Source organism: Agathobaculum sp. LCP25S3_E8, assembly GCF_052117165.1.
GTDB lineage: Bacteria > Bacillota > Clostridia > Oscillospirales > Butyricicoccaceae > Agathobaculum.
Genome location: NZ_JBQKJR010000003.1, coordinates 106,596 through 124,921, shown reverse-complemented (window position 1 = coordinate 124,921; position 18,326 = coordinate 106,596). Strand labels below are relative to the sequence as shown.

The 18,326-nt window shown below is 57.4% G+C and carries 17 protein-coding genes; 12 read left to right on the top strand and 5 right to left on the bottom strand.

Annotation, left to right across the window (positions count from 1 at the left end; translation table 11 throughout):
* Nucleotides 1–385: transposase (locus ACTQ34_RS02605; protein WP_441362363.1), on the top strand; the 385-nt coding region annotated here is incomplete at its 5' end.
* Between the two features lie 62 nt (nucleotides 386–447).
* Here the strand turns inward: ACTQ34_RS02605 and secA are convergent.
* A complete protein-coding gene (gene secA, locus ACTQ34_RS02600; RefSeq protein WP_441362362.1) occupies nucleotides 448–3,204 on the bottom strand; it encodes a preprotein translocase subunit SecA in 2,757 nt (918 codons plus the stop codon).
* A gap of 146 nt (nucleotides 3,205–3,350) precedes the next feature.
* Nucleotides 3,351–4,280 carry a calcium/sodium antiporter gene (locus tag ACTQ34_RS02595; RefSeq protein ID WP_441362361.1) on the bottom strand — a complete coding sequence of 310 codons (930 nt, stop codon included), beginning with the start codon at nucleotides 4,278–4,280 and terminating at the stop codon, nucleotides 3,351–3,353.
* A 288-nt stretch (nucleotides 4,281–4,568) separates the two neighbouring features.
* On the opposite strand from ACTQ34_RS02595, the gene prfB reads away from it, so the two are divergent.
* The 5 genes from prfB to ACTQ34_RS02570 all read left to right on the top strand — a co-directional run bounded on the left by prfB (nucleotide 4,569) and on the right by ACTQ34_RS02570 (nucleotide 8,221).
* Complete coding sequence (gene prfB / locus ACTQ34_RS02590) at nucleotides 4,569–5,693, top strand: peptide chain release factor 2 (RefSeq protein ID WP_441362360.1); 1,125 nt, start codon at nucleotides 4,569–4,571, stop codon at nucleotides 5,691–5,693.
* 64 nt (nucleotides 5,694–5,757) lie between these two features.
* The gene (locus ACTQ34_RS02585) at nucleotides 5,758–6,117 is read left to right on the top strand and encodes a TSUP family transporter (RefSeq protein ID WP_441362359.1); all 360 of its coding nucleotides are present in this window, start codon (nucleotides 5,758–5,760) and stop codon (nucleotides 6,115–6,117) included.
* The gene (locus ACTQ34_RS02580) at nucleotides 6,114–6,473 is read left to right on the top strand and encodes a TSUP family transporter (RefSeq protein ID WP_441362358.1); all 360 of its coding nucleotides are present in this window, start codon (nucleotides 6,114–6,116) and stop codon (nucleotides 6,471–6,473) included. The genes ACTQ34_RS02585 and ACTQ34_RS02580 overlap by 4 nt, the downstream gene beginning before the upstream one ends.
* Nucleotides 6,474–6,672: 199 nt before the next feature.
* Nucleotides 6,673–7,236, top strand: coding sequence for a rubrerythrin family protein (locus tag ACTQ34_RS02575; protein ID WP_441362357.1), 564 nt, complete (start codon nucleotides 6,673–6,675; stop codon nucleotides 7,234–7,236).
* A 103-nt stretch (nucleotides 7,237–7,339) separates the two neighbouring features.
* Entirely contained in the window at nucleotides 7,340–8,221 is an 882-nt protein-coding gene (locus ACTQ34_RS02570) for a DUF4349 domain-containing protein (RefSeq protein ID WP_441362356.1), read from the top strand.
* A 67-nt stretch (nucleotides 8,222–8,288) separates the two neighbouring features.
* Here ACTQ34_RS02570 and rny read toward each other — a convergent pair whose 3' ends face one another.
* Nucleotides 8,289–9,833, bottom strand: coding sequence for a ribonuclease Y (gene rny / locus ACTQ34_RS02565; RefSeq protein WP_441362355.1), 1,545 nt, complete (start codon nucleotides 9,831–9,833; stop codon nucleotides 8,289–8,291).
* A gap of 53 nt (nucleotides 9,834–9,886) precedes the next feature.
* Here rny and ACTQ34_RS02560 point away from each other — a divergent pair, with 53 nt between their 5' ends.
* The 5 genes from ACTQ34_RS02560 (at nucleotide 9,887) to ACTQ34_RS02540 (ending at nucleotide 14,819) form a co-directional block, all read left to right on the top strand.
* The gene (locus tag ACTQ34_RS02560; RefSeq protein ID WP_441362354.1) at nucleotides 9,887–10,054 is read left to right on the top strand and encodes a hypothetical protein; all 168 of its coding nucleotides are present in this window, start codon (nucleotides 9,887–9,889) and stop codon (nucleotides 10,052–10,054) included.
* A 229-nt stretch (nucleotides 10,055–10,283) separates the two neighbouring features.
* Nucleotides 10,284–11,084 (top strand): peptidoglycan editing factor PgeF, encoded by an 801-nt coding sequence (gene pgeF, locus ACTQ34_RS02555; protein WP_441362353.1) that lies wholly within the window; start codon nucleotides 10,284–10,286, stop codon nucleotides 11,082–11,084.
* Between the two features lie 19 nt (nucleotides 11,085–11,103).
* Nucleotides 11,104–12,753 carry an ABC transporter substrate-binding protein gene (locus ACTQ34_RS02550; protein WP_441362352.1) on the top strand — a complete coding sequence of 550 codons (1,650 nt, stop codon included), beginning with the start codon at nucleotides 11,104–11,106 and terminating at the stop codon, nucleotides 12,751–12,753.
* A gap of 76 nt (nucleotides 12,754–12,829) precedes the next feature.
* Nucleotides 12,830–13,849 (top strand): tRNA 2-thiouridine(34) synthase MnmA, encoded by a 1,020-nt coding sequence (mnmA, locus tag ACTQ34_RS02545; RefSeq protein WP_441362351.1) that lies wholly within the window; start codon nucleotides 12,830–12,832, stop codon nucleotides 13,847–13,849.
* A 64-nt stretch (nucleotides 13,850–13,913) separates the two neighbouring features.
* Nucleotides 13,914–14,819 carry a DMT family transporter gene (locus ACTQ34_RS02540; RefSeq protein ID WP_441362350.1) on the top strand — a complete coding sequence of 302 codons (906 nt, stop codon included), beginning with the start codon at nucleotides 13,914–13,916 and terminating at the stop codon, nucleotides 14,817–14,819.
* 111 nt (nucleotides 14,820–14,930) lie between these two features.
* Here ACTQ34_RS02540 and recG read toward each other — a convergent pair whose 3' ends face one another.
* Both recG and lexA read right to left on the bottom strand, forming a co-directional pair.
* Nucleotides 14,931–17,051: an ATP-dependent DNA helicase RecG gene (gene recG / locus ACTQ34_RS02535; protein ID WP_441362349.1), complete on the bottom strand. Its 2,121-nt coding sequence runs from the start codon at nucleotides 17,049–17,051 to the stop codon at nucleotides 14,931–14,933.
* Nucleotides 17,052–17,059: 8 nt separating this feature from the next.
* Entirely contained in the window at nucleotides 17,060–17,650 is a 591-nt protein-coding gene (gene lexA / locus ACTQ34_RS02530; protein WP_373164010.1) for a transcriptional repressor LexA, read from the bottom strand.
* 310 nt (nucleotides 17,651–17,960) lie between these two features.
* Between lexA and ACTQ34_RS02525 the strand changes: the two genes are divergently transcribed.
* Nucleotides 17,961–18,311, top strand: coding sequence for an Asp23/Gls24 family envelope stress response protein (locus tag ACTQ34_RS02525; RefSeq protein ID WP_373164011.1), 351 nt, complete (start codon nucleotides 17,961–17,963; stop codon nucleotides 18,309–18,311).
* Nucleotides 18,312–18,326: the final 15 nt, after the last annotated feature.

The following is an 18,326-nucleotide window of genomic DNA, read 5'->3' as shown; positions in this document are numbered from 1 at the left end:
GTACCGAAGCGACCCGAAGATCTGTGCCAACTGCCCCACCCGCCATCTGTGCACCCGTTCCAAAGACTGTGTCAAAACGGTGCAGCGCCACATCTGGAAGGATTACGAGGAATTGGCGGACGACGCCCGCTATACGCCCGAGTACAGGGAACTGTACAAGCGGCGCAAGGAGACCATTGAGCGGGTCTTTGCCGACGCCAAGGAAAAACACGCCATGCGTTATACTCAGTACAGAGGCTTGGCCCAGGTGTCCAACTGGGTGAAGCTTAAGTTTGCTGCCATGAATCTGAAAAAGCTGGCCTGTTGGTTGTGGAAGGAGAAGTCTTCTCCATTCATGTTTGTACTTTTTTGGCCTTTATACGCCAGAAACCCGGCTTATGCCTGACGCATAGGCCGGGTTTCTCGACAGACTGAGAGGGAAACCCGTGGGGTTTCCCTCTTTCTTTTTTATTTATACGGGTTGTCCGCCTTGAGGTAGCAGCACTTTTTGTATTTCTTGCCGCTGCCGCACGGACACGGGTCGTTCGGGCCGACCTTCTTGCCCACGCGCTTGGGCTCGGCCTTGACCGAACCATCCGTCGCGCCGGCCGCGCTCGTTTCCTTGGCGACCTGCTCGCGCTTGGGTTCCTCACGGGTGCGTACCTGCGCCAGGAAGATCATGCGCACGGTGTCCTCGCGGATGGCGTCGATCATCGCGTCGAACATATCGAAGCCCTCGCGCTTATACTCAACAACCGGGTCATGCTGACCGTAAGCGCGCAGGCCGATACCGTTGCGCAGCTCGGTCATCGCGTCGATGTGATCCATCCACTTGGTATCAACATTTTTGAGCAGCACCACGCGCTCGAGTTCGCGCATGATCGGCGCGCCGATGGCCTGCTCCTTGGCCTCGTAGACCTTGTGCGCCTGATCGGTCAGCACATTGGTCAGCTGAGCGGCGGTCAGATCGTCGCATTCTTCGGGTGTGAAGGTGCAGTCCTCCGGCCGCAGGAACATGCCGATAAACGGACGGCGTGCCTGCTCGACCATTTCCGGGGTGATGAGGTGGTTTTCGCCGACTGCGGCGTGCACCGCGCGGGCAATGGTATCATCGACCATGTTCAGGATATTGTCTTTGATATCCTTGCCCTCCAGCACCTGCAGGCGCTGACCGTAGATGGTCTGGCGCTGGGTGTTGAGCACGTCGTCGTATTCCAGCACGTGCTTACGGGTGGCAAAGTTACGGGATTCAATCTTCTTCTGCGCGTTTTCGATGGCGCCGGACAGGATTTTCTGGTCGATCGGCTCGTTTTCATCGATACCCAGCGAATCCATCATATTCTGAATGCGCTCCGAGCCGAACAGACGCATCAAGTCGTCCTCCAGCGAGATATAGAAGCTGGATTCACCCGGGTCGCCCTGACGGCCGGCACGGCCGCGCAGCTGGTTGTCGATACGGCGGGATTCGTGCCGCTCAGTGCCCAGAATATACAGGCCGCCTGCCGCACGCACCTTTTCGGCGTCCGCATCGGTTTCCTTCTTATACTTCTGATAGAGTTCCTGGAACTTCTCACGGATGGCGAGCACTTCGGGGTCATCGGTTTCGGCGTGACCGTTGGCTTCATACAGCAGTTCCGGCGTATAGTCGCCCTTTTTCAGCTCGTCGAGCGCCATGGTTTCCGCGTTGCCGCCGAGCATGATATCCGTACCACGGCCGGCCATGTTGGTTGCAATCGTAACCGCACCGGACTTGCCCGCCTGCGCGACGATATCCGCCTCGCGCTCGTGATACTTTGCGTTCAAAACGGTGTGCTTGATGCCCTTGGCCTTGAGCAGCTTGGACAGCTCTTCGGATTTTTCAATCGACACCGTGCCGACCAGAATCGGCTGGCCCTTGGCATGGCAGGCTTCGATGCGTGCAATCGTCGCATGAATCTTGCCGCGCTCGTTCTTGTAAACCGCGTCCGGGTTGTCCTTACGGGCAATCGGCTTGTTGGTCGGGATTTCGATAACGTCCAGCTTGTAGGTGTGGCGGAATTCCTCCTCCTCGGTCAGCGCGGTACCGGTCATGCCGGACAGCTTGCCGTACAGACGGAAGTAATTCTGGAAGGTAATGGTGGCCAGTGTCTTGCTTTCGTGCGCAACCTTAACGCCTTCCTTGGCCTCGATGGCCTGATGCAGGCCCTCGTTGTAGCGGCGGCCGAACATCAGACGGCCGGTAAACTCGTCAACGATGATGACCTGACCGTCGCGCACGACGTAGTCCACGTCGCGCTGCATGACACCGCGCGCCTTGATGGCCTGATTGATGTGATGCTGGAGCGTGGTATTGGCCGGGTCGGACAGGTTTTCCACACGAAAATACTGCTCCGCGCGTGCAGTGCCCTTGGGGGTAAGGGTCGCGGTGCGGGCCTTTTCGTCGACAATATAGTCCGCATCGATATCGTCCTGCTCTTCCTTTGCGTCGACTTCCTTGACGCGCAGGCACTTGAGGCCCGCGGCAAAGCGGTCAGCCATTTCATAAAGCTGAGAGGACTTTTCGCCCTGACCCGAGATAATCAGCGGGGTACGAGCCTCGTCAATCAGGATGGAGTCGACCTCGTCGACAATGGCAAACGCATGACCGCGCTGCACCATGGCCTTTTTGTAGATCGCCATGTTGTCGCGCAGATAGTCGAAACCGAATTCGTTGTTCGTACCGTAGGTGATGTCCGCTTCGTACATCGCTTTGCGCTCGCCAGGCTCGACCGCGTGGATGACCAGACCGACGGTCAGACCGAGGAAACGGTAAACCTTGCCCATCCATTCGCTGTCGCGCTTGGCAAGGTAATCGTTGACCGTGACGATGTGCACGCCCTTGCCGGTCAGCGCATTGAGGTAGGCGGGCAGGGTTGCAACCAGCGTTTTGCCTTCGCCGGTTTTCATCTCTGCAATGCGGCCCTGATGCAGCACAATGCCGCCGATGACCTGCACGCGGTAATGCCGCATGCCCAGCACGCGCCACGCGGCTTCGCGGCAGGTGGCGAACGCCTCGGGCAGCAGGTCGTCGAGCGATTCGCCGTTCTGGTAGCGGGCCTTGAATTCATCGGTTTTGGCACGCAGCTCAGCGTCGGTCAGCTTTTTATACTGTTCTTCGAGCGCATCGACCTTGTCCGCAATGGGATAGATCTTTTTCAGCTCGTGCGAGGAATGAGTGCCGAAAATTTTGGTGAAAAGGTTAGCCATTCTTGATTCAGCCTTTCAAAAGGGACAAAAGTCCCGTTCATTCATACAGAAAATATTATAGCACACAATGGGCGGGAAACAAACAAATTTTTTGTAAACGAATGTCATGATGCAAAAAAAGACGCCTACAGGCGCCTTTTTTTGCTTTATCGCATAATCAGATATACGGTATAGACAACATAGGTGAGCGCCATAATTGCGCCGGGCGCACGACCGAGCTTACCGCGGCGCGCAGGAAGATAGAACACAACGCTGATGCCGATGAGCACGAGCGCATCAATGATCGAGGTCGCCTGCACCGGGATGGGCGTAATGGTTGCGGAAACACCGAGAATAAGCAGCAGATTAAAGATGTTCGAGCCGATGACGTTACCCATTGCGATTTCATTCTGTCCCTTGCGGGCGGCCACCAGCGAGGTGACCAGCTCGGGCAGGCTGGTGCCGATAGCGACGATGGTCAGGCCGATAAGCGTCTCGGACAGGCCGAACATGCGCGCGATGCCGGTCGCGCCGTTTACCGCGAGCTGACCGCCGATGATGATGCAGGCAAGGCCGAGCACGATATTAACGCCAATCATCAGCGGGCGCATCGGCACCTCATCCTCTTCGCTTGCTAGGGTGTCCCGGTTTTTGAGCGCCGCGCGGATTTGCGTGCCGAGCACCATCGCGAACAGGAGCAACAGAATGATGCCCTCGATGCGAGAAATGGTCAGGTCTGGTAAGATATACACCAGCAGCAGGATGGCCGCGCCGACCGAAATCGGCCAGTCGCGCCGCAGCAGCGTGCGGTCCATGACGAGCGGGCAGACCACCGCGGACAGGCCGGCAACCATCAGCAGATTGAAAATATTCGAGCCGAGGACGTTGCCGACCGCGATTTCATTGGCACCCTGCAAGGCGGCGGTCAGACTGACGGCAAGCTCGGGCGCGGACGTGCCGAAGGCAACAATCGTCAGGCCGACAAGCAAGGGCGATACGCCCAGCCGCCGCGCCAGCGCAGATGCGCCTGCGACAAATTTGTCCGCGCCCCAGACGAGCAGGACAAAACCGAATACCAACATGATGAATGATAACATGATACAACCCCCTATAATGTTACGATAGCATATCCGAGCGCAAAAAAAGAGACTTTTATTGCGTCTCTGCAATAAAAGTCTCGCTGCTTACGGTGGGCACGGGTCGAAGGTTTGACCGTGATTGACGATGCCGACCACGCCCGCAGGCGTGAGCTACTCCCTTTTGTTGTACCTAAAAATATATCGGAAGGATAAGGGTTAGTCAAGCCAAACTTAGAAAAAACTTTACAAGTTCCCCGCAAAACGGTATACTATATACTACTGAAAAATACGTGAAGGAGCATTTTCATGCTTGAGTTCGAGGAATACAAGGTCAAACTGAACAATTTAAAGCCCCAGCTTGAGGAGCTGTATGAGTCGCTCGGCTTGGACCGGGCAAAGCGTGAGGTTGAGGAGCTGGAGATTAAGTCCTCCCAGCCCGGCTTCTGGGACAATCCGGAGGAAAGCCAGAAGATTGTTTCCCGCATGGGTGCACTCAAGGGTAAGATTGAAGCGTATAATCATCTGAACAGCCTGTGCGACGATTTGCTGACGATTTGCGAAATGGCAATCGAGGAAAACGACGAGTCCATGCTCGAGGAGCTGGAAAACGGCTATAAGGAGCTGGAGGAGGGCGTGGCCGAGCAGAAGCTGTCTACGCTGCTGACCGGCGAGTACGACCATAATAACGCGCTGGTGTCCTTCCATGCAGGTGCGGGCGGTACCGAGGCGCAGGACTGGTGCGAAATGCTGTACCGCATGTACACCCGCTGGGCCGAGCGTCATGGCTTCACCTATAAGATTATGGACTATCAGGACGGCGAAGAAGCGGGCCTGAAGAGCGCGGATATCCTCATTGAGGGCGAGAACGCTTACGGCTTCCTCAAAGGCGAGTCGGGCGTACACCGTCTGGTGCGTATTTCTCCGTTTGACGCTTCCGGCCGACGCCACACCTCGTTCTCCGCAGTCGAGGTCATCCCGGATATCCCGGATGACTCGGCGGATTTCGAGATTAAGCCGGACGATTACGAAATGCAGGTGTTCCGTTCCTCCGGTGCAGGCGGCCAGCATATTAACAAGACCTCGTCGGCGGTGCGTCTGATTCACAAGGCAACCGGCATCGTGGTTTCCTGCCAGACCGAGCGCAGCCAGTTCCAGAACAAGGATAACTGCTTGCGCATGCTGCGTTCCAAGCTCGTTGAAATCAAGGAGCGTGAGCATCTGGAGAAGATTTCCGACATCAAGGGCGACCAGAAGAAGATTGAATGGGGCAGCCAGATTCGCTCCTACGTCTTTATGCCCTACACGCTTGCCAAGGACACGCGCACCGGTTTTGAAAATGCAAACATCAATGCGGTTATGGACGGCGATATCGACGGCTTTATCAATGCGTACCTGTCCGCTCTGGCAACCGGTACGCTGGGCAAGAAGTAAGTCTCACCCAAAACACATAAACCACAGCTCTTCGGCACAAACTGTTGCCGGAGGGCTGTTTTTTATGAAGGATAATGCAAAATATGCGGTAACCGGTGCGCTTGCAGGCGCAGCCAACGGCTTTTTTGGTGCGGGCGGCGGTCTGTTTCTGGTGCCGCTGCTGGTATACTGGTGCGGTTTGGAGGAACGACGCGCATTTGCGACCTCGGTTGCGGTCATTTTCCCGCTCAGTGCGTTATCCGCTGCGCTCTACTGGATGCAGGGCGGATTGGCATTTGCGGCAGCGTGGCCCTATCTGCTGGGCGGTGTGCTGGGCGGCTGGATTGCGGGCCGCGTTTTTCATCGGATAGATATGGTGTGGCTGCGGCGCGCGTTCGGTCTGCTGCTGCTTTACGGCGGGGTACGCGCCGTATTGCTGCTGTGAGCGCGCTTCTGGCTGCCGTTGTCGGACTGGTGACCGGTATCCTGTCCGGCTGCGGTGTGGGAGGCGGTTCGCTGCTTATGCTGTATCTGACCATGCTTGCCGGGATGGGACAGTATCAAGCGGCGGGCATTAACTTGCTGTACTTCCTTGCCTGCGCGCCCGCAGCGCTCTGGTCGCACATCAAAAACGGTTTGGTTGAAAAGCGGGCGGCTCTGTGGTGCATTGCGGCGGGCGTGCCTGCCGCCGGCGCTGCTTGCTTGCTGGCGGCATATATGGAGACCGATTGGCTGCGGCGCGCATTCGGCGTGTTCTTGCTGGCTGTCGGCATCAAGGAGTGCTTTGCCAAGCGAAAATGAGCAGTTGCATATCGCATGGAAAATCCAATCCCGGAAGGAAAATGCTTTCGGGATTTTTAATGCAAAAGGTTACAACAAAATTACAAAATGGATACAGATTTGTTATAAACCGTGCAAACAGACGGGAAGAGTAGTATACTTTATTTATTGAATGATATTTATTATTAATTGTAAATATCATTATAAGGAGGAAATTGGAATGAACTTGAAAGGATCTCGCACCGAACAGAATTTGCAGGCAGCGTTCAGCGGGGAGTCTATGGCCCGTAATAAGTATCTGTTTTTTGCAGATAAGGCTCGTAAGGAAGGACATGAGGATATTGCCGAACTGTTCACCGGTCTGGCACAGAACGAGGGCGCGCATGGCCGGCTGCTGTACGAGAAGCTGACCGGCATTGGCACCAGTGCGGAGAATTTGCAGACGGCTATTAAGGGTGAGTACGGCGAATGGAGCAGCATGTATCCGAGCTTCGCGAAGATTGCCCGCGAGGAAGGCTTCGAGGATATTGGCCTGTTGTTTGACAATATCGCCAAGATTGAGCAGGACCATGAGCTGCGTTTCATGAGCGCTTTGATGTCGCTGAGCCAGGGGGCGAAAAAGGAAGAGGATACGGCTTCCTTGCCGCCGAAAAAGAAAACGGTTGCCGTACAGGGCCACCGCTGTGTGTTCTGCGGCGCGATTTATGATGAGCGTCCGGATGTGTGCGGCGTATGCGGTGCAATCGGGTCGTTCGAGCAGACAACTTATCAGAAGGAAATATAAGACCATTCGTACATAGAGCGGTTTACAAAGCAGTAACAGTTGGGAACAGATGGAAAGCCAATTCGTCTAACAGGATAACCAAAACGGAAAGGGGTGTCCTGTGATGAAACGACGATGGCTTTGTATGGTACTGGTCCTGCTGTTGCTGCTTTCGCTTGCCGCATGTGGTGCAGCGTCAAGCGATGCAGGCAGCACAAGCGGGGATTCGGCGGCACAAGCGGAAAACGGTGCGGCCATGGATGCAGCGGCGTCCGAAGGCGCGGCAGATTTCTCCGCAATAAGGGAAAATGCCAAGCTGATTCTGTCGGCGGATTTGACACTTGAGACGCAGGACTATGACGCAACCTGCACGGCGCTCGAGCAGATGACCGCCGAGGCAGGCGGTTATATTCAGTCGAGCGGGAACGCCGGTGAAAAAGGCAGCCGCACAGCAAATTATACGCTGCGGGTGCCGCAGGAGCAGTTCGAAACCTTTTTCGCCCAGCTGGGCGAAACCTGCCATGTTGTGTCCGCCAATCGGTGGAGCGAGGACGTGACTGAGCAGTATACCGATATCGAAACACGATTGGCAACCTTGCAGACAAAGCACGAGCGGCTGCTTGCGCTGCTCGATCAGGCGGCGAAGATGGAGGACATCATTTCGCTGGAGAATGCGCTGGCTGACTGCGAATATGAAATCGACAGCCTGACGGGCGAAAAGCGGCATTACGACGATTTGGTGGGTTTCTCCACCTTTGATGTCACATTGCGCGAAGTACAGACGCTGACCGCGGTCTCTGAGGGCACCGGTTTCGGTGCACAGGTGGCGCAGGCAGCGCAGAACGGTCTCGGCGGCATGACCGCTGTAGTGCGCGGCCTGATTCTGATGATTGTGATGCTCTGGCCGGTGCTGGTGCTGCTTGGCATTGCAGGCGGTGTGTTCTGGCGCGTGCGTGCATACCGCAAAAAGAAGGCGCAACCGTCCGAGCAAAATAAGAAGGAATAAACGACCTTCGTGCCATCAGGCGCGTAGATAACAGAAAAGAACCGCCTTTTGGCGGTTCTTTTTCGTGTTATTTTGCGTAGTCGATAGCGCGCGTCTCGCGTACCATGTTGACCTTGATCTGACCGGGGTAGTCGAGTTCATCCTCGATCTTCTTGGCCACTTCACGTGCCAGCAGGATCATTGCGTCATCCGAAATCTTGTCGGGATTGACAATGATGCGGATTTCGCGGCCTGCCTGAATCGCATACGAGCTGGAAACGCCGGGCGTTTCGTTAGCAATGCTCTCGAGCTTTTCCAGACGCTTGATATAGTTTTCCAGATTCTCGCGGCGCGCGCCCGGCCGTGCAGCCGAGATGGCGTCCGCTGCCTGCACCAGGCAGGCCACCGTGGTCTTTGCTTCCACGTCGCCGTGGTGCGCCTCGATGGCATGGATGATCGGCTGCGCTTCCTTGTACTTCTTGGCAAGGTCTACGCCGATCTGGACATGGCTGCCTTCGACCTCATGGTCGATTGCCTTGCCGATGTCATGCAGCAGACCGGCGCGGCGTGCGGGCAGGGGATCAAGCCCCAGCTCGCTGGCCATCATGCCGGCGATATGTGCAACTTCGATGGAGTGCTGCAAAACGTTCTGGCCATAGCTGGTGCGGTAACGCAGACGGCCGAGAATCTTGACCAGTTCGGGATGGATGCCGTGAATGCCGGTCTCGAAGGTTGCGCGCTCACCCTCGCTCTTGATGATCTGCTCCACCTCGCGGCGGGATTTTTCCACCATTTCCTCAATGCGGGCGGGATGGATGCGACCGTCCACAATCAGCTTTTCAAGCGCCAGACGCGCGATTTCGCGGCGTACCGGGTCGAACGAGGAAAGCGTGATGGCTTCGGGCGTGTCGTCGATAATCAGGTCGACGCCCGTGAGCGTTTCGAGTGTGCGGATATTGCGGCCCTCGCGGCCGATGATGCGGCCCTTCATTTCATCGTTGGGCAGCGGTACGACCGAAACGGTCGCTTCGGAAACATGGTCGGCGGCGCAGCGCTGGATGGCGGTCGAGATGATTTCACGCGCAGTCTGCTCGCTTTCGTCCTTGAGCTTCTGCTGAATCTCGCGCAGCTTGACGGCTGCATCGTGTGTCGCCTCGGACTCAATCGAGGCAACCAGCATTTCACGTGCTTCGTCGCGGGTCATGCTGGCAATCTGCTCGAGTTTTTCCAGCTGCTCAGCCTTGATGCGGGACAGCTCTTCTTTTTCCTTCTGGGTCGCTTCCAGCTGGCGCGTCAGCTCTTCGTTCTTACGGTCGAGCGTGTCGCTCTTTTTATCGAGCGCTTCTTCGCGCTGAATCAGGCGGCGTTCGAGCTGCTGGGTTTCGTTGCGGCGCTCCTTCAGTTCGCGGTCAGCTTCGGTGCGCTGCTTGTGGATTTCATCCTTAGCTTCCAGGATAGCTTCGCGTTTTTTTGTCTCACCGGCTTTAATGGCTTCGTTGATGATGCGTGTCGCTTCGGTCTCGGCGGAGCCGATCTCCTTTTCTGCAACGCTCTTGCGGTACAGAAAACCGATGACAATGCCCACAACGAGACACACAATACCGGCTATGATCGGAATGATGATGTCGGTCATATTTTTGGTGTGTCCTCCTATTTCTAATTTTGTGATTGGGAGGCAGCACCGGTTTGGGCGAAAAAACGGCTTGCGCGGTATCTTTCGGCAAAATGGGACGCAGATTTGCAGCAATGGCAATATATATCGCAAATCATGCGGAAAATAATGACAAAAAATGGCGCAACAGGCCGATCATTCACAGACAAACAGGCGCGGCCCTGCGTAGCAAATGGCGCTAAAAACGCCGGGTTATAATGCCTTTGAAAAAAGCCCTGCGCGAAATTGCGCAGGCTATATTACAGCAGGTATTATACTACAATTTATTGTAAAGCCTGTTGGTCAAACTGTCAAGAAAAACCCATGCCATACCGTGCAGATTTTGGCGTATTTTGAGAACAGGCTGGCCGCGCCCTTGTGGAACAGTCGGCGATTTGCTATAATAAAACGAATATATCGGGAGGAACGCTTATGCACCAGTCTATGTGCCGCATTCAGCGCGGCCCGTTTGTTTATTATACCTGCCGCCGTCTGCCGGTGCGCCATGCCTTTACAACCAAATTCGGCGGTGTGAGCACGGGGCACTGCGAAAGCCTGAATCTTGGCTTTAACCGCGGGGATACCGAGGAAAATGTGCGCGAAAACTATCACCGTCTGGCGGAAGCGCTGGGCGTGGACGAAAACCGCATTACGCTGACCCGGCAGATTCACGAAACCGAAGTCTCGGTTGTCGGGGAGGAACAGGCTGGTATGGGCCTGACCCGTCCGATGGCGTGGCAGTCGGATGCCATTGTCACCGCGCTGCCCGATACGCCGATTTGCGGCTTTTACGCGGACTGCGTGGTCACGCTGCTGTACGACCCCGCGACCCACACCGCAGGCGTATGCCATGCAGGCTGGCGCGGTATGGCCGCGGGCATCCTGCCCAAGACCGTGGCGGTGATGGAGGAAAAGCTCGGAACAAGGCGCGAAAGCCTGCGCGCGGTGCTCGGGCCGTCCATCCGGCAGGAATGCTTTGAAACCGATGCGGATGTGCCCGAGGCAATGGAACAGCAGCTCGGCGCTCTGGTGCATCCTTATATTATGGAGAAAGGCCCAAAGTTCCATGTGGATTTGCAGGGAATCGGCGTTCAGCTGCTGCGGGACGCAGGCCTTGAGCCGGAAAACGTAATTGACAGCGGTATCTGTACCATGTGCCGCTCGGATGAATTCTGGTCGCACCGCAAGACGCACGGCCTGCGCGGCGTGCAGGGCGGCGTGATCTGCCTGTAACCGAAAGGAAGTCCGGTTTATGAAATGGAAAAAAGGCGTGCTCGCCGCGTTCCTTGCAGCGCTGTGCCTGCTGAGCGCCTGCGGTCTGCCCGATCTGGGCGGCGAGGATGCGCCGGTTGACAATGTCAAGGTGTCGGATGCGTATTTCGGCCTGGCGTGGTATCAAAACGGCACACTCAATCCAGTGCTGGACAACACCAGCATCAACCGCGTGCTGTGCGAGGCACTGTATGAGGGACTGTTTGAGGTCACCTCGAACTTTACGGCGGAAAATGTGCTGTGTGAATCGTATACGGGCGACGGCACAACCTTCACCTTTACCCTGCGGGATGACGTAACCTTCTGGTCGGGCGAAAAACTGACCGCGCGCGACGTAGTCGCAAGCCTGCAGACGGCGCAGTTTAACGAGGCTTCGCCGTTTCACAACCGATTGACGGAGGTTTCCTCCATCGAGGCGGTGAGCGAACGCGAGGTGCGTATCGTGCTCACCTCGCCCAATATCAATTTCCCGCGTCTGCTGGATATCCCGATTTACCGGCAGGGCTCGGCCGACAGCGGCACCTTTGCCGACGGTACCGGCCCGTTCCAGCCGGTTGAGCAGGATCGGCACTGGACGCTGGAGGCCAACGAGAACTGGCACGGCGGCTTCCTCGGCTCCATCCGCACGATTACGCTGGTGACAATGACGCGCGCAGACGCGGCGATGTCCAGCTTCCAGACGGGCGATGTGTCTCTGATGCGCGCGGCGCGTATCTCGCCCGATCCCCCGTCGGTTGGCGGCTCGGTGGATACCGTGCAGACAACCAGCGCGTCGCTGCACTATCTGGGCATCAATCACGCGAACAGTCAGCTGGCCAATGCCAAGGTGCGGCAGGCGCTGAGTGCCGCACTTTCGCGGCAAAGCCTGTGCGCGACACAGCTGCAAACTTTTGCCGACCCCGCGGTGCTGCCGGTCAATCCGCAGCCGGCGGATGAAAATCTGACGCTCAACATGTCGGCGGACGCAACCAGAGCGGCGCAGCTGCTGCGGGAAGGGCTTGGCGGCGAAACCGACACAGATGAGACGGATACGTCCGACCAATCCGGCGATACGGATGGGTATGACAATACCGACGAGGCGGATACCGGCGACCAAAATACCGACGGGTATAATGATACGGATGGCGGGGAAGATACGGACATCAGCACCGCTGCGCTGGGCACCGGCGGACAAACGCTGTCCATTCGTCTGCTGGTCAATTCGGACAACGCTTTTAAGGTTGCGGCTGCCGAGCAGATTGCCGCCTCCTGGAACGCACTGGAAGGCGTGACCGTGACCGTGGACAAGCAGCCGTATGAGACGTTTGTCTCCATGCTGCAATCCGGATCGTTTGACGTATACTATGGAGAAACACAGCTGACTGCGGACTTTGACCTGCGTCCGCTGTTGTCCTCGGGCGGCAGCCTGAACTATGGCGGCTATTCGAGCGCGGACATGATGGCGGCAATCGCGGCGGCGCGCAGCGGTGAAAATGTTTCCGGCTTCTACAGTCTGTTTTTGGAGCAGATGCCCATCATTCCGATTGCGTTTGAGCGCGGGCAGATCATTATTCGCAAGGGTCTTATCGACAATTATACGCCCTCGCCGTATAATGCGTTTGCAGGGCTGGAAACGTGGACGACTTCATAAAGGAAAAAAAATCCCCGGAAAAGCCGCCGTTTGCGGTGGAACACCGACGCGGTTTGGCGGATATAGGAGATATTTCATGGCAGAAAAGGTAGTATTGGGACTTTCGGGCGGTGTGGACTCCGCTGTGGCCGCGGCGCGGCTACGGGATAAGGGCTATGAAGTGCACGGCCTGTTTTTGGAGGTGGGTCTCGGCGGCGAGGAAGCCGCTCAGCACACGGCGGACGATTTGGGTATTCCGCTTTATATCGCACACCGGCGCGAGGCGTTTGAGCAGCAGATTTGCGGTTATTTTGCCGATTCTTTCCGCAATGCGCGCACACCGAACCCGTGCGTGATGTGCAATCCGCTCATCAAATTCCGCGCACTGACCGACTACGCCGACGAAATCGGCGCGGCATATGTCGCCACCGGACACTATGCGCGCACGGGACGTGATGCTCAGGGCCGCGCGCTGCTGCGGCGTGCCCGCGCGGAAAAGGATCAGAGCTACATGCTGTACCGACTGCCGCGCAAAACAGTGGCTCGCTGTCTGTTTCCGCTGGGCGAAGCGGAAAACAAAGCGGAAGTGCGCGAAAACGCGCGTGAAATTGGCCTTTCTGTGTCGGAAAAGCCGGACAGCATGGATGTGTGCTTCATCCCGGATGGGGATGTACAGGGCTGGCTGGAGCGTCACGGCGCGGACTGCCCGTCGGGCAACTTCGTGGACGAAAACGGCAAGGTGCTCGGACGGCACAAGGGCATCCACTGTTATACGGTCGGCCAGCGCAAGGGGCTGGGCGTCGCGGCGGAGGGACGGCTGTTTGTGCATGAGCTGCGGCCGGCGACCAACGAGGTCGTTTTGTCGCTTGAGGACGTGTACCGCAGCGAGATTGCCGTGCGGGACGTGCATTATATCGCGTCGGAATACGCGGAAAACGGTCCGTTTGCCTGCGAGGTGCGCGTGCGCTTTTCGCGCCACAGTGACCGCGCGACCGTCTATCCGGATGGCAAGAACGCGCGTATCGTGTTTGAGGATGCGGTTCGCGCCCCGGCTGCGGGACAGAGCGCAGTGCTGTACGACGGCGATATCGTCATCGGCGGCGGGTTTATCGAGTAAAAAAATGGCGGCTTGCCGCCATTTTCTTTTGGAATTGCGCGGGGCGCGTGGAAGGGGGAAAACAATGCGGGAAAATCATATTTTGCAGGGCCATCTGCTTGGGGCGTTCACTGTGCTGGTTTGGGGCACGACCTTTGTTTCAACCAAGGTGCTGCTGCGCACCTTTTCGCCGGTGGAAATCATGGTCACGCGCTTTGCGCTGGGGTTTGCGGCACTGTTGATTGCGTCGCGCGGCTGGATGCGCGCCAAGGAAAAACGGCATGAAATCCTGTTTGCTCTGGCAGGTCTGAGCGGTGTGACACTGTATTTTCTGATGGAAAACATCGCACTGACCTACATATCGGCTTCGCTTGTCGGTATCATCGTGGCAGCGGCGCCGCTGTTTACCGCATTGTTCGCTGCGCTTTTACTGCACGAGAAGCTCGGCCGCTGGTTTTTCTGCGGCTTTGTCTGCGCGATGGCGGGGGTGGCGCTCGTTTCGCTGGCGGGCGTGAGCGAGCTGCATTTCAGTCCGCTGGGCGCGCTGCTCGGCGTGGGCGCTGCACTGGTCTGGGGCGTGTACTCTGTGCTGATTCGGTATCTGGGCGCGGCGGGCTATGCCACCGTGCCGCTGACCTGCCGTGTGTTCGGCTATGGTCTGCTGTTTCTGCTCATTCCAGCGTTTTTGGAGGGTTTTCCGGCAGGACCGGCGGCATGGCTCGAGCCGGTGCATCTGGCAAACCTGCTGTTTCTCGGGTTGGGCGCATCCGCAACCTGCTTTGCGACGTGGAACCGCGCAGTATTTCTGCTCGGTCCGGTGCGTACCAGCGCGTATATCTACGCGACTCCGATTGTGACCATTATCAGCTCGGCGCTCATCCTGCACGAAACAATGACCCCGTCCATGTGGCTGGGCACGGCGCTTGCGCTTGGCGGATTGGTGCTGTCCGAACGCGATGGTACCAAGAAAGAAAACAAGTCAAAACGGTGATTTGCGCGCCGTATGGCGCGTATTAAATAGAAAAGAACCGCCGGAAGGCGGTTCTTTTCTATGTGTTGCACGGCATGACCCTTCAATCGAACCTGCACGGTTCGATTGACATTAGTTAAATGCCTCGTCGTCCCGCTCCTCGAACATGCGGTGCACACGCGCGCGCAATTCAGGATAGCCTGCAAGCGTTGGGTCGGCCTGCAAAATCTGCTCGGCCTCCTCGCGCGCGCTCTGCATGAGCGCAAGGTCGGCAATCGGGTCGGCAATGTGCAGCGCGGGCAGACCGTGCTGCCGTCTGCCAAAAAAGTCGCCCGGGCCGCGCTGCGACAGGTCGGCGCGCGCAACCTCAAAGCCGTCGTTTGTTTTGCACAGGATTTTCAGTCGTTCGCGCGCGGTTTGCCCTTTATCTGCACCGAAGAAAATGCAGTAGGACTGCCGCGTACCGCGTCCGACGCGGCCGCGCAGCTGGTGCAGCTGGGACAAGCCGAAGCGGTCGGCGTCCTCAACGACCATCAGGTTGGCGTTCGGCACGTCCACGCCGACCTCAATGACGGTCGTGGCGACCAGAATATCGTATTCTTTCGCGGCAAATGCCTGCATCACGCGCTCTTTTTCCGCGCTTTTCATGCGTCCGTGCAGCACGGCAACGCGCCGGTGCGGCAGCATTTTTTGCAGGTCGACTGCGTGCTGCTCCGCGCTCTTGAGGTTCATTTCGCCCTCTTCGACCAGCGGACACACCACATATACCTGCCCACCCTCGCGAATCTGCTTGTCAATGAAGGCGGTGATGCGGCGGCGCATATTTTCGCCCACGGCGTAGGTTTCGACCGGCTGACGGCCGGGAGGGACTTCGTCGAGCACGGACACATCGAGGTCACCGTACAGAATGAGCGCAAGCGTGCGCGGGATGGGCGTTGCCGACATGACCAGCACATGGGGCGTCTGTCCCTTGGCGGACAGCGCGGCGCGCTGCGCTACGCCGAAGCGGTGCTGCTCGTCGGCCACGACCGCACCCAGCCGATGAAAGTTGACGCTCTGCTGGATGAGCGCGTGCGTACCGATGACAACCTGCGCCGCGCCGCTCTCGATGGCGGCGAGGGCAGCGCGCTTCTGCGCGGCATTCATTGAACCGGTCAGCAGGGTACAGGAGATGTTGAGTTTTTCCAAAAGTGGCGCCAGCGTTTCTGCGTGCTGCGCGGCGAGAATTTCAGTCGGCGCCATAAAGGCGGCCTGATAGCCGCTTTTGGCGGCAAGCGCGCACAGCGCCGCGGCGACAATTGTCTTGCCCGAACCGACATCGCCCTGCACCAGTCGGTTCATCGGACGGCCCGAAGCGCAGTCCGATGCGATTTCCCCGATGGCGCGGCGCTGCGCCCCTGTGGGCGAAAAGGGGAGCGCGGCAAAAAAGTCTGTAAGGGAGGCATCGGAAAAAATCAGTCCTGTGTCGGCGCGGCGGCGCTCCTTGAGCTGCTGTAAGCCGCAGCAAAGCAGAAATAACTCCTCGAACACCATGCGGCGGCGCGCGTCGCTTACATCTTGCGTCGACTGCGGTCGATGGATGGCGGCGAGCGCATCGGTGGCATCCGGCAGTTGGTACCGTGCGCGCAGCACTTCGGGCAGCGGGTCGGGCCAGTCGCCCGGCACCGCATCCAGCGCCGCTTCGGTCACGCGCGCCATATCGCGCTGGCTCAGCCCTGCGGTCAGCGGGTAAACCGGCACGATGCGGCCGGGGTGTTCCGCGTCGGGTGAAACTTTTTCCGACTGCGGCGAGACCAGCATGCGCGTGTGACCGTTTGCCTGTACGCGCCCGTAAAACACATATTCCTGCCCGACGCGCAGCAGTGCCGCGGCATAGGGGTTGTTGAAATAGGTGACGGGCAGTGAGCCGGATTCATCGAAGATGGTGCATTTGACCAGCGTCATGCCCTTGCGGATGTGGGTGGTTTTCGGCTCGGTGCCGACAACCGCACGGACAGCATACTTGCCGTCCTCTGTGATGTCCGCAATGGGGGTGATAGCCGTACGGTCCTCATAATCGCGCGGATAGGTTTCCAGTGCGTCACGCAGCGTGCGGATATGCAGTTTTTCGAACAAAGCCGCTTTTTTCGGGCCGACGCCCTTGACAAAGCGGATGCTGTCCTCCAGTGCGGGCATGGCAGCCTCCTTAGAAAATAGACGCGCGGCCGCCCGTGGGGCGGCCGAAGTAGAATATAACGGAAACTGTGTTTCCATCGAGCATGTTAGTATTCGCGGTAAACCGCTTTGACCACGCCGAGAATCTGGCAGCCTGTGCCGTCAATGGGGGGATAGGCGGGGTTCTCCGGCATCAGCCATACGCCGTCCGCCGTGATATTGAGCGTTTTACAGGTGGCTTCGTCCTCCAACAGGGCGATAACGATATCGCCGTTACGGGCTTGAATGTCCTGTCGGACGATAACCAGATCGTCGTCCATGATGCCCACGCCGATCATCGAATCGCCGCGGATGCGCAGGGCATAGTATTCTCCACCGTTTGCCGCAGGCTCAAACGGGACGTAGCCCACGTGCTCCTCGACCGCAAGGATCGGCATACCGGCGGTGACGCGGCCGAGAATGGGCACGCGCGTAACCATGGACGGGCCGCTGACCGGGGTCAGCGCGCGGGATTTGTGTTCGCTCGGCTCAAGGTAGCCCGCCTCCTGCAATTTTTTCAGGTGCGCGTGCACGGTGGAGGGTGAGCGCAGGTTCATTTCCGCGCAGATTTCGCGCACCGAGGGGGGATAGCCATGCTCAAGGGAAAATTCACTGATATAATCCAAAATCCGTTGCTGTTTGGCGGAGATTTTTTTCATATGGACGCACTCCTTGCTGTTGCCTTTCGGAACATACGTTCGTATTTTTTTCTATTATACCCTAAAATGCGCAGTAAAGCAAACATTTGTTTGTGAAAAAACGGAAAGAATTGCGAAAAACAGAAATCGCGTACATTTTCCTGTCAATTATTCGGAATTTTGTCAGGTCATCCGCAAAAAAATCACCGCTTTGCTTGTATTTGGACCGGTTTTGTTATATCATATAGACAGAAACGATTCGGACGGCTCGGCGCTGTGCAACACGTTTTATCTCAAAAAGCATCAAACGATCGCAGGGAGGGTTTTTTCTATGACGATCAAGACCGATCTTGGATATATTGAAATCACAAACGAGGTGATGGCAGGAATTGCGGGCTATGCGGCTTCCTCGTGCTTCGGCGTGAAGGGCATGACCATTCGCTCGATGTCGGACGGGCTGGCGCATCTGCTCGGACGCGATACCCAGTCGCGCGGCGTCAAGGTATCGGAGGCGCCGGACGGCGGCGTCAATATCGACCTGCACATCGCGGTCGAGCACGGCGTGAACATTGCGACTGTGTGCCGCTCGATCATCAGCGAGGTGCGTTACCATGTCGAGCGCTTGACCGGCGTGGATGTAAAGAATGTGGATATTTATGTAGAGAGTATCCGTGCGGACTGACGCGCGGCCAAAAAA

Bases quoted from the DNA above. Each gene is read 5' to 3' on its own strand.
- secA (WP_441362362.1), bottom strand. From the start codon at position 3,204: ATGGCTAACCTTTTCACCAAAATTTTCGGCACTCATTCCTCGCACGAG.
- ACTQ34_RS02595 (WP_441362361.1), bottom strand. From the start codon at position 4,280: ATGTTATCATTCATCATGTTGGTATTCGGTTTTGTCCTGCTCGTCTGG.
- prfB (WP_441362360.1), top strand. From the start codon at position 4,569: ATGCTTGAGTTCGAGGAATACAAGGTCAAACTGAACAATTTAAAGCCC.
- ACTQ34_RS02585 (WP_441362359.1), top strand. From the start codon at position 5,758: ATGAAGGATAATGCAAAATATGCGGTAACCGGTGCGCTTGCAGGCGCA.
- ACTQ34_RS02575 (WP_441362357.1), top strand. From the start codon at position 6,673: ATGAACTTGAAAGGATCTCGCACCGAACAGAATTTGCAGGCAGCGTTC.
- ACTQ34_RS02570 (WP_441362356.1), top strand. From the start codon at position 7,340: ATGAAACGACGATGGCTTTGTATGGTACTGGTCCTGCTGTTGCTGCTT.
- rny (WP_441362355.1), bottom strand. From the start codon at position 9,833: ATGACCGACATCATCATTCCGATCATAGCCGGTATTGTGTGTCTCGTT.
- pgeF (WP_441362353.1), top strand. From the start codon at position 10,284: ATGCACCAGTCTATGTGCCGCATTCAGCGCGGCCCGTTTGTTTATTAT.
- ACTQ34_RS02550 (WP_441362352.1), top strand. From the start codon at position 11,104: ATGAAATGGAAAAAAGGCGTGCTCGCCGCGTTCCTTGCAGCGCTGTGC.
- mnmA (WP_441362351.1), top strand. From the start codon at position 12,830: ATGGCAGAAAAGGTAGTATTGGGACTTTCGGGCGGTGTGGACTCCGCT.
- ACTQ34_RS02540 (WP_441362350.1), top strand. From the start codon at position 13,914: ATGCGGGAAAATCATATTTTGCAGGGCCATCTGCTTGGGGCGTTCACT.
- recG (WP_441362349.1), bottom strand. From the start codon at position 17,051: ATGGAAACACAGTTTCCGTTATATTCTACTTCGGCCGCCCCACGGGCG.
- lexA (WP_373164010.1), bottom strand. From the start codon at position 17,650: ATGAAAAAAATCTCCGCCAAACAGCAACGGATTTTGGATTATATCAGT.
- ACTQ34_RS02525 (WP_373164011.1), top strand. From the start codon at position 17,961: ATGACGATCAAGACCGATCTTGGATATATTGAAATCACAAACGAGGTG.